Source organism: Patulibacter medicamentivorans (genome assembly GCF_000240225.1).
Lineage (GTDB): Bacteria > Actinomycetota > Thermoleophilia > Solirubrobacterales > Solirubrobacteraceae > Patulibacter > Patulibacter medicamentivorans.
Window position 1 is genome coordinate 1 of the sequence record NZ_AGUD01000220.1, and the last position, 13138, is coordinate 13138.

10 protein-coding genes and 1 pseudogene are annotated in these 13138 nt (G+C 72.6%); 2 read left to right on the forward strand and 9 right to left on the reverse strand.

The genetic code is table 11. The features are described from left to right. Positions 1-540: pseudogene (locus tag PAI11_RS14260) on the reverse strand (hypothetical protein); the annotation flags it as partial. Positions 541-1133: 593 nt separating this feature from the next. Between PAI11_RS14260 and PAI11_RS27865 the strand changes: the two are divergent. Both PAI11_RS27865 and PAI11_RS14270 read left to right on the forward strand, forming a co-directional pair. After that, the gene (locus PAI11_RS27865) at positions 1134-2285 is read left to right on the forward strand and encodes a hypothetical protein (RefSeq protein ID WP_007576003.1); all 1152 of its coding nucleotides are present in this window, start codon (positions 1134-1136) and stop codon (positions 2283-2285) included. 52 nt (positions 2286-2337) lie between these two features. Beyond that, positions 2338-3504: a hypothetical protein gene (locus PAI11_RS14270; protein ID WP_007576005.1), complete on the forward strand. Its 1167-nt coding sequence runs from the start codon at positions 2338-2340 to the stop codon at positions 3502-3504. 158 nt (positions 3505-3662) lie between these two features. On the opposite strand, the gene PAI11_RS14275 is transcribed toward PAI11_RS14270, so the two are convergent. From PAI11_RS14275 to pyrH, 8 genes are all read right to left on the reverse strand, one after another. Beyond that, a complete protein-coding gene (locus PAI11_RS14275) occupies positions 3663-5105 on the reverse strand; it encodes an APC family permease (protein WP_007576007.1) in 1443 nt (480 codons plus the stop codon). 177 nt (positions 5106-5282) lie between these two features. Beyond that, entirely contained in the window at positions 5283-7070 is a 1788-nt protein-coding gene (locus tag PAI11_RS14280) for an AMP-dependent synthetase/ligase (protein WP_007576009.1), read from the reverse strand. A 171-nt stretch (positions 7071-7241) separates the two neighbouring features. Next, positions 7242-8378 carry a M50 family metallopeptidase gene (locus PAI11_RS14285; RefSeq protein WP_007576011.1) on the reverse strand — a complete coding sequence of 379 codons (1137 nt, stop codon included), beginning with the start codon at positions 8376-8378 and terminating at the stop codon, positions 7242-7244. An 82-nt stretch (positions 8379-8460) separates the two neighbouring features. Then, positions 8461-9666: a 1-deoxy-D-xylulose-5-phosphate reductoisomerase gene (gene dxr / locus PAI11_RS14290; protein ID WP_007576013.1), complete on the reverse strand. Its 1206-nt coding sequence runs from the start codon at positions 9664-9666 to the stop codon at positions 8461-8463. Positions 9667-9703: 37 nt separating this feature from the next. Beyond that, the gene (locus PAI11_RS14295; protein WP_040600375.1) at positions 9704-10951 is read right to left on the reverse strand and encodes a phosphatidate cytidylyltransferase; all 1248 of its coding nucleotides are present in this window, start codon (positions 10949-10951) and stop codon (positions 9704-9706) included. A gap of 68 nt (positions 10952-11019) precedes the next feature. Then, positions 11020-11727, reverse strand: a complete 708-nt coding sequence (gene uppS, locus PAI11_RS14300; RefSeq protein WP_007576018.1) for a polyprenyl diphosphate synthase — start codon at positions 11725-11727, stop codon at positions 11020-11022. Positions 11728-11757: 30 nt separating this feature from the next. Further along, the gene (gene frr / locus PAI11_RS14305; RefSeq protein WP_040600381.1) at positions 11758-12315 is read right to left on the reverse strand and encodes a ribosome recycling factor; all 558 of its coding nucleotides are present in this window, start codon (positions 12313-12315) and stop codon (positions 11758-11760) included. Between the two features lie 76 nt (positions 12316-12391). Further along, positions 12392-13123 carry a UMP kinase gene (gene pyrH, locus PAI11_RS14310; RefSeq protein ID WP_007576023.1) on the reverse strand — a complete coding sequence of 244 codons (732 nt, stop codon included), beginning with the start codon at positions 13121-13123 and terminating at the stop codon, positions 12392-12394. Between the last annotated feature and the right edge of the window lie 15 nt (positions 13124-13138).

The window sequence follows — 13138 nt, forward strand, 5'->3', positions numbered from 1 at the left end:
CGTCGCCGCGGCGGGCGCGGGCGCCGCGGCGGGCGGCGGAGATGCTGCGGGCGGCTCCTGCACGACCGGCGGCAGCGCGACGGGCGTCCCGACGTCCTCCGGCGCCGTCACCCGCGGGGCCGCCGACTGGAACCAGTCGACGCCGTCGGGACGCTGCTCGGACGTGGCCGGGCCGGCCGGCTGCCCGGGATCCGGATCCTGGGTCCACCACGGCTCGGTCGGGGCCGGGGCTGCCGGGTCGCCCGACTCCGGCTCGTGCCCGTGCCTCGCCGCCGGCGACGGCACGGCGGCCGGCTCGGTGCCCGCGGGCTCGGCGACCTCGAACCCCGACGGGTGCGGAGCACCGGCGTCGAACGCCTCTCCGGACGGCTCGAAGCCCAGGTCCTCGTAGGGCGCCGCCGGTCCCGGCTGCGCCAGGTCCTCGACGCTCTCGGGGATCGGGCGACCCTCGCGACGGGCGCGCCGCTGCTCGCGTTCGAGCCGCGCGCGCTGCCGATCCTCCTCCGAGCGCGGGCCGCCCCGGCGACCGCGACGGCTCACCGACGCGGCTCCCGCCGAGACCGAGCGATCGGGCCTGCCAGCCTGGACATCGACGGAACGCTAGACGAGTGAGCGCCGTCGTGCTCGTCGAACTCCCCAGGCAGGGCTGGACGAACGGCTGATCCAGGTCCGCGAAGACTCCGAACGACCGTTGGTCGTAAGCGCGTCGCCGCCAAGAGCGACGCGTCCTCACGCTACGCCGAGGGGCCTCCCACATCCAGGATCTTGGACCATTCTTCGATTCTCGACAAACGTTGCGCCATGAAGCGGACCATTGATCTGTACACGCTCGTACATGGACTAGGTCGTTCATCGAGATCCACCACGCCTGCAGGGACTTTTCCCCCTCGGAGCGCGCCGGAAGGTGAAGTAGCGTCGGCGAAGTACCGGGTCGTACGCATCGCCTGCGGGCGATGCCCGGAGAGGCTGCGTCCGCACGGGACCGTGACGTGGTCCGCCCGTGTCGATCCCCCAACAGAACGAGGAACTCCATGCACGTCAGGGACGCACGCGGTGCCCTACGGGCCGCGCCCGAGCGTGGGCGAAGGCGACGTCGGAGCGCCATCGCCGCCGGAGCCGCCGCCGCGACCTTCGTGGCCGCCGCTCCGGGGCTCGCGGCGACTCCGCCGACGACCTACCCGGGCGCCGGAACTCCGCAGACCTTCGACGGCGGCCAGGGTGGCTGGGCCGTCAGCTCGGAGTACGGCGGCCTCTGCCTGCTGCCGCCGCTGCTCTGCGCACAGGCCAACGGCGGCTACGCCGCCGCCGGCGGCATCGGACCGGCGAACCCGAGCGGCTTCGTCTTCAGCGACTTCAGCGGCCTCGCCTCGGTCACCGGCGAGTCGACCGGCGTGCTGACGAGCCCGGCCTTCGCCTACGCCGGCGCGGGTGGCGTCCTGCCCTGGAAGCTGCAGCTGAGCCTGGCTCGGCGGGCCGACGTCGGCGGCCTGCTCCAACTGGGCACCGTCGCCCGCTACTCGGTCCAGATCGTGCGCGAGACGGACGGCGCGGTCGTCTCGACCCCGTTGGACAACGTCCCGATCGGGCCGCTGGCGAGCTGGAACGCGCTTGCCCCCGTCGACCTGCCGACGAACGCCCTGCAGCTGGGCCAGAGCTACCGCATCCGGATCCGGACGACGCTGATCGGCGGCGTCAACGTCGGCCCGACGGCGAGCTTCGACTACGACGACGTCGTCCTCAGCGCGCTGCCGGTGCCCGGCCCCGGCGAGCCGGGTGGTCCGGGCGCCACCGGTCCGACCGGCCCCGGCGGGCCGGCCGGCCCCACCGGCGCGACCGGCGGACGTGGGCCCCAGGGCCCCGCCGGCCCGGCGGGCCCCGCGGGTCCGGCCGGCAAGCCGGGCGGCAAGGGGGACCAGGGCAAGGGCACCTTCCTCGACGATGTCGGCGTGACCAAGGACGAGCTGCGGCGCACCCTGCTGCCGCCGACGGCGACCGCGCTCCTGCGCGGCCGGACCCTGCGGATCAGCCTGCGGATGCCGGCCAAGGCCAAGGTCCAGGCGCGAACGCGCTCGGTGGCCTACGTCAAGCGCGGAGCGTTCTTCGTCAAGGCGACGACGACCACCCGCGTCAACGTCAAGCCGGGCCGCACGAAGACGGTGATCGTCACGATCCGCAAGGCCGCCCTCCCCCGAACGCGCCCTGGCGACCGGGTCCGCTTCACCGTCTTCGCTCAGCTCGGCCTGCACTCGCTGACGATCTTCCGCGACCTGCCGGTGCGGCGATGAGCCGCACCGCACCGCTCCCCGCCCGCAGCCTTCCCCCGAACCAGGAGACCCGATGAACAGCTCCAACACACACCATGGCTCCGGCCGCCGCCGATCGCTGCTCGGCGTCGGCACCACGGGCGCCGCGGCGATCGCGGCCCTCGCCGTCGCCGCGCCGGCCACCGCCGCCGTCCCGCCCGCGACCTACCCGACGCCCGCGCAGGCCCGGGACTTCGACGGGGGTCTCGGCGGCTGGGCCGGATCGTCCGAGTACAGCGGGCTCTGCCTGATCCCGATCCTGCTCTGCACCGGGACCAGCAGCGGTCATACCGCCACCGGCGGCGCCGGGCCCAAGCCGGCCAACCAGAGCGGCTACGCCTACAGCGGGTTCCTCTCGCTGGCGTCGGTCACCGGCGTCGCCACGGGCGTCCTGACCAGCCCGACCTTCGTGTACAGCGGCGTCGGCGGCAAGAAGCCGTGGAAGCTGCAGCTCAGCCTCTCGCGGCGCGCCAACGTCCAGGGCCTGCTGCAGCTGGGCACGAACGTCTACTACACGGTCCAGATCGTCCGCGCCTCCGACGGCGCGGTCGCGGCGACGCCGGTCGCCGGGGTCCCGGTCAAGCCGCTGGTCGGCTGGACGCCGCTGCCGGCCCCGATCGAGATCGATCCGTCGGTCCTGAACGTCGGCGAGCAGTACAAGGTCCGGATCCGCACCACGCTGGAGGGCGGCGTCAACGTCGGTCCGGTGGCGAGCTTCGACTACGACAACGTCGTCCTCAGCGCGCTGCCGGTCCCCGATCCGGGCCAGCCGGGCGGTCCCGGCCTGCCGGGAACCAACGGCACCAACGGCACGCCGGGCGCCAAGGGCCAGAAGGGCTCGTTCCTGGACGACGTGGGCCTGACCAAGGAAGAGGTCGAGAAGGTCCTCTTCGGCCCCAACGCCAGCGCGAGCCTGCGCGGGCGCTACCTGACGATCCGCCTGTCGCTCCCGAAGAAGGCCAAGGTGCGCGCGCGGACCCGCGACGTCGGCTACGTCCGTCGCGGCAAGTTCTACGTCAAGGCGACCACGACGACCCGGATCAACGTCAGCCCGGGCCAGACCAAGTCGGTCCGCCTGTACATCCGCAAGGCCCAGATCCCGAAGCTCCGTCCCGGCATGAAGACCCGCATCTCGGTCTTCGCCCAGCTCGGCTTCCACACGGTCTCGATCTTCCGCGACCTGAAGATCAAGCGCGGCTGATCGACGTCCGGCGGGGCGGCGCCAGCCGTCCCGCCGAAGGTCGCCCCGGCGACCGCGCCCACCGTCCGGCGTCGGGCCTGCAGCGGCGGGCCTACGCCAGCGACCGCCGCGGCGCCACCGCCGCCAGCGGCGGCGCTCGCCGCGACGCCCCCCGGCCCTCAGTCCTTCGGCTGCGGCGTCTCCTCGGGATGCTCGATCGCCTCGATCATCCCGGTGTCGAACTGCTTGTCGACCCCGCGCGTGGCCACGTAGTTGGCGAGCCAGAAGACGAGGCCGAGGCCGAGCAGCAGCAGGGCTCGGGTGATCTGCTCCGTGTCGTTGGCGACGCGGTGGATCAAGAGCCCCAGGGCCGCGACGGCCCCGATCGCCGGCAGCAGCGTCGGCGCGACGAAGTGCGAGTGGCTCACCGGGTCGCGTCGCAGGACCAGCACGCTGATGTTGACCGTGACGAAGACGATCAGCAGCAGGGTCGTGGTCGTCGTGGCCAGGTCGGAGACGTCTCCGGTCGCGGTCAGGATGAACGCCAGGCCGCTGGTGAAGATGATCGCCGTCCACGGGGTCCGGCGACCGCGGTGGACCTTGCCGAAGAACGCCGGCACGATCCGCTGGCGCGCCATCCCGTAGGTCAGGCGCGAGGCCATGATCATGTTGATCAGCGCGCCGTTGATCAGCGCCAGGATCCCGATCGCCGCGAAGACCTTGATCTCCACCGACAGCGGTCCCAGCTGCGAGATCTCCAGCAGCGGCGTCGTGTCGTCGCTGATCAGCGTCTTGTACGGCAGGACGGCCGGAGCGATGATCCCGATCACGATGTAGAGGCTGCCGGCGATCAGGAGCCCGCCGAACAGCGCGCGCGGGTAATCGCGGCCCGGATCCTTCGCCTCCTCGGCGACGTTGACCGAGTCCTCGAAGCCGATCAGGGCGTAGAACGCCAACGCCGTGCCGGCCAGCGCCGCCGGGATCAGCGTCACGTCGTGGCCCGCCGCCTTGGCGTCCGAGGTCGAGAAGGCGTTGCCGATGTCGCCGACGCCGTCCAGCAGCGCGGCGATGCCGATCACGACGATCAGGATCAGGCCGCCGAACTCGATCAGCGTCAGGACGACGTTGATCTTGACCGACTCGCTGATGCCGCGGAAGTTGACCGCCGCGACGATCAGCAGGAACCCGAGCGCGATCAACACCGTCTGGGTCTCGCTGAGCGACCAGTCGAAGAGCCGCGGCAGGTAGGTCTCCGCGACCCCGCGCGAGAGCGTCGACGCCGACGCGATGCCCGAGCACATGACCGCGAAGGCGACCATGAACGTGAAGAACGGCTTACGGAACGCCTTGTTGACGTAGAGCGCCGCCCCCGCCGCCTGCGGGTACTTCGTCACCAGCTCGGCGTAGGCGGTCGCCGTCAGCACCGCCAGCGCCAGGGCAAGGGCGAACGGCAGCCAGACCAGGCCGCCGACCTCGCCGCCGATCACGCCGACCAGCGTGTAGATGCCGCCACCGACGACGTCGCCGATGACGAACAGCAGCAGCATGTTGCGCGAGATCGCGCGCTTCAGCGGCGGATCGCTGGAGGGCGCCGCTGGGGCGGCGGCGGTGCTCGATTCCATGGTGGTGCTCCCGGGGGACGGAGGACGGGCGATCCGCGCACGCGCGGATCAGGTCTGCCGCAAGCTCTCACACGCGCCAGACGCGTGCCAGTCCGCCACGTACTGCGCACGCGCCGCGACGTCCTCCAACGGTCCATGGTGCGCCCCGGCGTCGGGCCGGGGCGCGCTGGCGGGCCCTCAGGCCGCGGTGTACAGCCCCTCGATGTCGGCCGCGTACTTCTGGTCGATCGGCTTGCGCTTGAGCTTCATCGTCGGCGTCAGCTCGTCGCCGCCCGGCAGCCAGTCTCCGCGGACGATCACGAACCGCTTGACCTGCTCGACCCGCGACAGGCGGGCGTTGCCGGCGTCGACGCCCTTCTGGATCTCGGCGATCACCGCCGGGACCTCGGCCAGCTCCTCGAGCGTGCCCTCGATCCCCTGCTGCTGGGCCCACGGCGGCGTGAAGTCGGCGTCGAGGACGATCAGCGCCGTGTTGTAGGGCCGGTTGTCGCCGATCACGCAGACCTGGCCGATCAGCGGGTGGGCCGACTTGATCGCGGCCTCGATGTTGGCCGGCGACATGTTCTTGCCGGCCGCGTTGATGATCAGCTCCTTCTTGCGATCGACGATCGACAGGTAGCCGTCCTCGTCGAACTGGCCGATGTCGCCGGTCTTGAACCAGCCGTCCTCGGTGTAGGACTCCGCCGTCTTCTCGGGCTGGTTGCGGTAGCCGCGCATCAGGGTCGGGCCCTTCAGCAGCACCTCGCCGTCCTCGGCCAGCTTGACCTCCATCCCGGGGACGGCCGGCCCGACGGTGCCGATCTTGATCCGGTCCGGCGGGTTCAGCGTGCCGCAGGCGCAGCCCTCCGACATCCCCCAGATCTCGGCGATCGGCAGGCCGATCGCGTGGAAGAACTCGATCACGGTCCGCGGCGTCGGCGCCGCGCCGACGTTGATCGACTCCACCTGGTCCAGCCCGAGCATCGCCCGCAGCGGCGCGAAGATCTGCTCGTCGGCCTGCGCGACCGCGGCCGCCAGCTCCGCCGGGACCGGCTCGCCCGCCTGCTCCAGGCGGACCTTCTCGGTCGCCGCCTCGATCGCGCCCTGGACCGCGGTGCGCCGCTCCTCGGGCTGTGCCGCGAGCATCGCCTCCAGGCCCGACTTCAGCTTCTCCCAGATCCTCGGGACGGCGAAGAACCACGTCGGGTGGACCGCCGCCAGGTAGGCCGAGATCTGCTTCGGGTCGGGACAGGTGGTGATCTCGAGCCCGAACAGCAGCGGCGCGTAGTAGTGGGCGCCCCGCTCGGCGATGTGGGCCGCCGGCAGCCACGAGATGACGCGTCCGCCCTGCCGCAGCCGGGCGACCTTGCCGACCGCCTCCATCGCCGCGACGAGGTTGCGGTGGGTCAGCTCGACGCCCTTCGGCGGGCCGGTGGTGCCCGAGGTGTAGATCAGCGTCAGCAGGTCGTCGGGCGAGAGCAGCTCGGCCTCGGCCGCCGCGTCGAAGTCGGCCGGCGCGCCGGCCTCGAGCGCCCCGATCGTCATCACGCCCGTGGGCGCCTCGCCGTCGACGACCACCACGTGCCGCAGGCCCGGCAGCTCGTCGCGGGCGGCCAGGACCCGGTCGAGGTAGAGCTGCTCGGTGACGATCACCGACATCCCGGCGTCGTTGGCGATGTAGACGATCTGCTCGGGCGAGGAGGTCTGGTAGAGCGACACCGGCACCGCGCCGAGCGTCGTGACGCCCAGGTCGACCGGGAAGAAGTCGGGCCGGTTGCCCATCAGCAGGCCGACCGTCTGGCCGCGCTCGACGCCGAGCGCGCGCAGGCCGCCCGCGACGCGCGCGGCCTGCTCGGCCACCTGCCGCCAGGTCCAGGCGATCTCGTCGTCCTTGGTCCGCACCAGCACCTGGTCCGGGTGGCGCTCCAGCCCGCGCCGGAAGGCGCCCAGCATGGTCTCGACGGCAGTGACGTCCGTGGTGCTCATTCGGTGGTTCTCTCCTCGCGCGTTTGGCCGATCCCCGGAGACGTGGCCCGACGCCACGCGCATGGTGGCCCGGCGCCGCATCGTCTCTCTCGGTACACCGCAGTCGCGATCGTACCGCGCGCGGCCGTTTTTCGTGACGCAGGCGTCACCTTACGCGCTTGCGCGCACCCGTCAGCGGACGTTGATGCCCTCGCCGAAGATCCGGCCGACGTCGTTGTAGAGCCCCAGCCCGAAGAGCATGATCACCAGCGCGAAGCCGAGCACGCTCGCGCGTTCCAGCCACGCGAACGGGATCGGGCGGCCGCGGACCTTCTCCGCCAGCGCCCAGAAGATGTGGCCGCCGTCGAGCGGCAGGAACGGGAACAGGTTGATGATCGCCAGCGACAGGCTGATGATCGCCAGGATCTGGATCGCCCGGGTCGTCGACAGCTCGAAGCTCTGGCGGGTCGCCTCGTAGGACCCGACGACGCCGGAGACCTCCTTGCGGGCCTCGCTGTCGTAGACGAGCTTCACGATCGCCTTGCCGGTCAGCTTGGTCGCCTCCCACAGGTACTGCACGCCCTTGCCGGCGGCCTCGGCGCGGTCGGTGTGGAGGTAGTCGACCCCGTAGCTGATCCCCAGCAGCATCCGGCCGTCGTGGTCCTGGGCGCTCGGCTGGCTCGCGTAGCGCGGGGCGATCGCGGCCGTCCGGACCTGCCCGTCGCGCTCGTAGGTGACCCGGACCGGGGCGACGGCGGCGCAGCCGTCCTTGCGCGCCCCGCCGGCGCAGCGGTGGCGGTTGATCGTCTGGCGGATCGCGGTCAGCCGCTGCTCGGTGTTGTCGAAGGTCAGGCCGGGCGCGAAGCCGGGCGCGCCGTCGACGCTGATGATCCGGTCGTCCGGCTTCAGGACCCGGGCGGCGGCGCCCTTCTGGTCGACCGAGCCGACGACCGGGGCGATCGTCGGCACGGCGCTCTTGCCGCCCCACAGCAGCACGATGATCACGACCGCCAGCAGGATGTTCACCGCCGGGCCGGCGAGGATCACGACGACCCGCTTCCAGACCGGCTGCTTGTGGTACGCCCGCGGCAGCACGTCCGCGGGCAGCTCCTCCCGCGGGTCCATGCCGGTGATCTTCACGTAGCCGCCGAGCGGGATGAACCCGATCGCGTACTCGGTCTCCCCCCGCCGGCGGCTGAGCAGCGGCTTGCCGAAGAAGAGCGAGAACCGCTCCACGCGCATGCCGACCGCCTTCGCGGCGGCGAAGTGCCCCAGCTCGTGGAGGACGATCAGAGCGGCGAAGCCGAGGAAGGCGAGGACCCAGGACACGGCGACACAGGGTGCCACAGCGACCTGTAGGGCCGATCAACGCCCGGCCGGGCCACGCCGACCGGGTCCCCGCCGCCTGACGTCAGGCGCGCGCCGCGACCAGCTCCGCCGCGGCGTCGCGGGCCGCCCGGTCGGCGGCGTAGAGCGTCTCGAACGCCCGCACCGGCCCGACCTCGACCGTCTCCAGCGACTGCTCGACGATCGCGGCGATGTCGAGGAAGCCGATCCGCCCGTCGAGGAACGCGTGGACGGCGACCTCGTTGGCGGCGTTCAGCACGCAGGGGGCGGTGCCGCCCGCGATCCCGGCCTCGCGGGCCAGCCGCAGGCAGGGGAACGCCTGCTCGTCCGGCGGCTCGAAGGTCAGCGTGCCGACCTCGGCCAGGTCGAGCGGCCGCAGCCCCAGCGGGACGCGGTCGGGATGGTGGAGCGCGAAGGCGATCGGCGCCCGCATGTCGGGGTGGCCGAGGTGCGCCAGCGCCGCCCCGTCGCAGAGCGTGACGTAGGAGTGGACGATCGACTGCGGGTGGACGACCACGTCGATCTTCTCGTAGGGCGTGCCGAACAGGTGGTGGGCCTCGATCACCTCGAGGCCCTTGTTCATCAGCGTCGCCGAGTCGATGGTGATCTTGCCGCCCATCGCCCACGTCGGGTGGGCGAGCGCCTGCTCGACCCCGACGCCGACCAGATCCTCGCGCCGGCGACCGCGGAACGGCCCGCCGGACGCGGTCAGGACCAGCTTGTCGATCGTCCCGACCCGGACCTCGCCGGCGTGGACCGGACCGCCGTGGGCGCGATCGGCGCCGGTCTCGCCGTGGACCAGCTGCCAGAGCGCCGAGTGCTCGCTGTCGACCGGCAGCACCCGCGCCCCGGTCGCCTCGGCCAGCTGCATCACCAGCTCGCCGCCGACGACCAGCGACTCCTTGTTGGCCAGCGCCAGGTCGATCCCCTCGCCGAGGGTGGCGACCGTCGGCCCCAGGCCCGCCGCCCCGACCAGCGCGTTGAGGACCAGGTCGGCCCCGGACTCCAGCACCAGCCGCACCAGCCCCTCGGGGCCGTGCAGGACCTCGCCGTCGGTCCACGCCTCGCTCGCGCGCGCGGCCGCGTCGGCGTCGGCGAGCGCGATCCGCGGCACGCCGTGCTCGCGGGCCTGGGCCACGAGCGGCTGCCACTGGCGGGCGGCGGCCAGGCCGACGATCTCGAACGTGCCCGGCGGTGCGGCGGCCACGACGTCCAGTGCCTGGACGCCGATCGAGCCGGTCGAGCCGAGGATGAGCAGGCGGCGGGGCATCAGCCGGGACCCTGCCAGATCGCGGGCCGCGATGGCGCTACGCGGCGCCCATCGCGAGCCACACGTAGTAGCCCGCGACGATCGCGAACATCGCCGCGTCGAGCCGGTCGAGGACGCCGCCGTGGGCGCCGAAGAGGACGCCGGCGTCCTTGGTGCCGGCGTCGCGCTTGAGGAAGCTCTCGAAGAGGTCGCCGATCGGCGCGGCGATCGCGATCACGAGCCCCAGCAACAGCGCGTCGGTGCCGCTCAGCCAGTCCTGGTAGAGCCCGGCGAACCAGACCGCGACGACGGCGGTGATCATGCCGATCACCAGCCCCTCGACGGTCTTGTTGGGCGAGATCCGCGGCGCCAGCTTGTGGCTGCCGAACATCCGCCCGCCGAGGTAGGCGCCGGTGTCGCCCAGGAAGGTCCCGACGAGGACGTCGACGACGATCCCGCCGCCGTGGGTGGTGTCGCGCAGCAGCACGGCGTGGCCGAGCGCCATCCCGAGCCAGACGATCCCCAGCAGGGTCACCGCGACCCCCGGCATCCCGCCGGCCGGTCGCGCCAGCGAGACGGCGATGAAGACCAGCGGGACCGTGGCCACGAGCGCGGTCACCATCGCCTCGCGCCCGCCGTCGTTGCCGCCGATCGCCGCCGCGGCGATGATCGCCACCAGCCCGACCCCGCCGGCGAACAGCGAGGGCCGGGTGCGGGCGAACATCCGGGTCAGCTCCCAGATGCCGACCAGGCCGAAGACGGCGATTCCGACGGCGAAGACGGGCCCGCCCTGGGCGACCAGGAAGATCGCCACCGCCGCGGCCGGGATCGCCACCAGGACGCGCGCGCCCAGGTCGCTGCCGCCGCCGCGGTCGGAGGTGGTGCGGACGCTCTCGATCGCGTCCTCGAACCGCTCCAGCGCCTCGATCTCGCCGGCGACCTCGTCGGCCGGCGGCTCGCGATCCGATCGCCGGCGACCGCGCGGCGCGGCGGCGCCCTCGGCGCGCGCGACCCGTTCGCGGACCCGCGCGTCGCGGTCCGCCAGGCGGCTGTCGTAGGTGGCGTCGTCGACCTCGTCGATCAGGTCGCGATCGCGCGGACGGCGCTGGCGCGGCAGCGGATCGACGGTCTCGTAGGTGTCCTCGCCGCCGGTGCTGCGATCGCGCGAGCCGGTGCCGCCGCCGGTCCTGCGGCTCGGCCGCTCGGCCGGCTCGAAGTCGCCGAACTCGAGCTCGAAGCGGGCCTCGCGGCGCCGCCCGCGGCCACGCGGGGCGGCGGGAGCGGGGTCGATCTCCTCGTCGGGCACGGGGCGATCATCCTCCTCGTAGCCGTCGGAAGACGGCTGGCCGCGGCGCGGCCGGCGCGGACCGGGCATCAGCCGGTCCGCCCTCCGAAGCGGCGCTTGCGCGTGCCGTACTCGTCGAGGCAGCGCTCGAACGCGGCGCGATCGAAGTCGGGCCACAGCTCGGGCGCGAAGACCAGCTCGCTGTAGGCGCACTGCCACAGCAGGTAGTTCGAGATCCGCTGCTCGCCCGAGGTCCGGATCAGCAGGTCCGGCTCGTGCATCTCGGGCGCGTAGAGCAGGCGCGAGAAGGCCTCCTCGCCCCCGCCCTCGTAGCGGGCGGCGGCGTCGAGGATCTCGGCCCGCCCGCCGTAGTTGAAGGCCACGTAGAAGGTGATCGCGTCGCCGCCGGCGGTCTCGCGCTCGGCCCAGTCCATCCGCTCGACCAGCCCCGGGTCGACGCCCTCGCGGCGGCCGATGAACCGCATCCGCGCGCCCTCGGCCTTGAGCTCCGGCGTCTCGCGGTCGATCCGCTCCGCGAACATCGCCATCAGCCCGCGGACCTCGGCGTCGGGCCGGCCCCAGTTCTCGGTCGAGAACGAGAAGACCGTCAGCTCCTTGACGCCGAGCTCGGTCGCGTCCCGCAGCCGCGCCCGGACGACGTCGGCGCCGGCGCGGTGGCCGTCGGTGACCGAGCGGCCCTCGCGCTGCGCCCAGCGGCCGTTGCCGTCGGTGATGATCGCGACGTAGCGTGGACGTGCGAGCGCGTCCGGGTCGGCCTCGGCGGAAGGGTCGGTCACGTGGGATGGGGCGTCGCGGCGTCGGGGTGCTCAGACCTCGAGCACGTCCGCTTCCTTGGCCTTCAGCGCCGCGTCGAGCTCGGCGATCGCGGCGTCGGTCAGCTTCTGGAGGTCGCCCTCGGCCCGCCGCTCCTCGTCCTCGCCGACGTCGCCGTCGGTCTTCAGCGTGCGCAGGTCGTGCTGGACGTCGCGGCGCACGTTGCGGACGCGGATCCGGCCCTCCTCGGCGATCTGGCGGGCGACCTTGACCATCTCGCGGCGCCGCTCCTCGGTCATCTCCGGGATCCCGAGGCGGATCGTCTTGCCGTCGTTGGAGGGCGTGACGCCGAGGTCGGAGTCCGAGATCGCCTTCTCGATCTGCTTGATCGACGACGGGTCGTACGGCTGGACGGTCAGCAGCCGGGCCTCCGGCGCCGAGATCGTCGAGAGCTGCCGCAGGGCGGTCGGGACGCCGTGGTAGTCGACGACGACGCGGTCCAGCAGGTTCGGGCTCGCGCGGCCGGTGCGAACGGTCGCGAACTCGCCGGAGGTCTGCTCGACGGCCTTGGCCATCCGCTCCTTGGCGTCGGAGAGCAGCTCGTCCAGCATCGAGTCGTCGGGCATCGGGGAAGGACCTTTCGGTGGTGGGCGACGGATCTGCGTCAGGCGGGTCAGCGGCGCCTGGTCACGCGTTGCGGACCAGGGTGCCGACGCGCTCGCCCGACACTATCCGGACGATGTTCTGCTCGTCGTCCATGTTGAAGACATGGATCGGCAGGCGGTTCTCCATGCAGAGCGTGAGCGCCGTGGAGTCCATCACCCGCAGCCGCCGCTCGATCGCCTCCATGTGGGTGATCTCGTGCAGCAGCTCGGCGTCGGGGTCCTCGCGCGGATCCGCGCTGTAGACCCCCTCGACGCCGTTCTTGGCCATCAGGATCGCCTCGGCGTGAATCTCGGTTCCCCGCAGCGCCGCGGCCGTGTCGGTCGTGAAGAACGGGTTGCCGGTGCCGGCGGCGAAGATCACGACGCGGTGCTTCTCCAGGTGCCGCTCGGCGCGGCGGCGGATATAGGGCTCCGCGACCTCGGTGATCGTCAGCGCCGTCTGCGTGCGCGTGTGGACGCCGAGCTTCTCGAGCGCGTCCTGCAGCGGCAGCGCGTTCAGCACCGTCGCCAGCATCCCCATGTAGTCGGCGGTCGCGCGGTCCATGCCGGCGGCGGCGCCGGCCATCCCGCGGTAGATGTTGCCCGCGCCGACCACGATCGCGACCTGCACGCCGAGGTCGTGGACCTGCTTGATCGCGGCGGCGACGGCGGCCAGGCGCTCCGGGTCGGTGCCGTACTCCCGCGAGCCCATCAGGGACTCGCCGGAGAGCTTGACCAGGACGCGCTTGAACGCCGCCGTCGGTGCCTCGGACATGCAGTCAGTATCGAC

Bases quoted from the DNA above. Each gene is read 5' to 3' on its own strand.
- PAI11_RS14270 (WP_007576005.1), top strand. From the start codon at position 2,338: ATGAACAGCTCCAACACACACCATGGCTCCGGCCGCCGCCGATCGCTG.
- PAI11_RS14275 (WP_007576007.1), bottom strand. From the start codon at position 5,105: ATGGAATCGAGCACCGCCGCCGCCCCAGCGGCGCCCTCCAGCGATCCG.
- PAI11_RS14280 (WP_007576009.1), bottom strand. From the start codon at position 7,070: ATGAGCACCACGGACGTCACTGCCGTCGAGACCATGCTGGGCGCCTTC.
- dxr (WP_007576013.1), bottom strand. From the start codon at position 9,666: ATGCCCCGCCGCCTGCTCATCCTCGGCTCGACCGGCTCGATCGGCGTC.
- frr (WP_040600381.1), bottom strand. From the start codon at position 12,315: ATGCTGGACGAGCTGCTCTCCGACGCCAAGGAGCGGATGGCCAAGGCC.
- pyrH (WP_007576023.1), bottom strand. From the start codon at position 13,123: ATGTCCGAGGCACCGACGGCGGCGTTCAAGCGCGTCCTGGTCAAGCTC.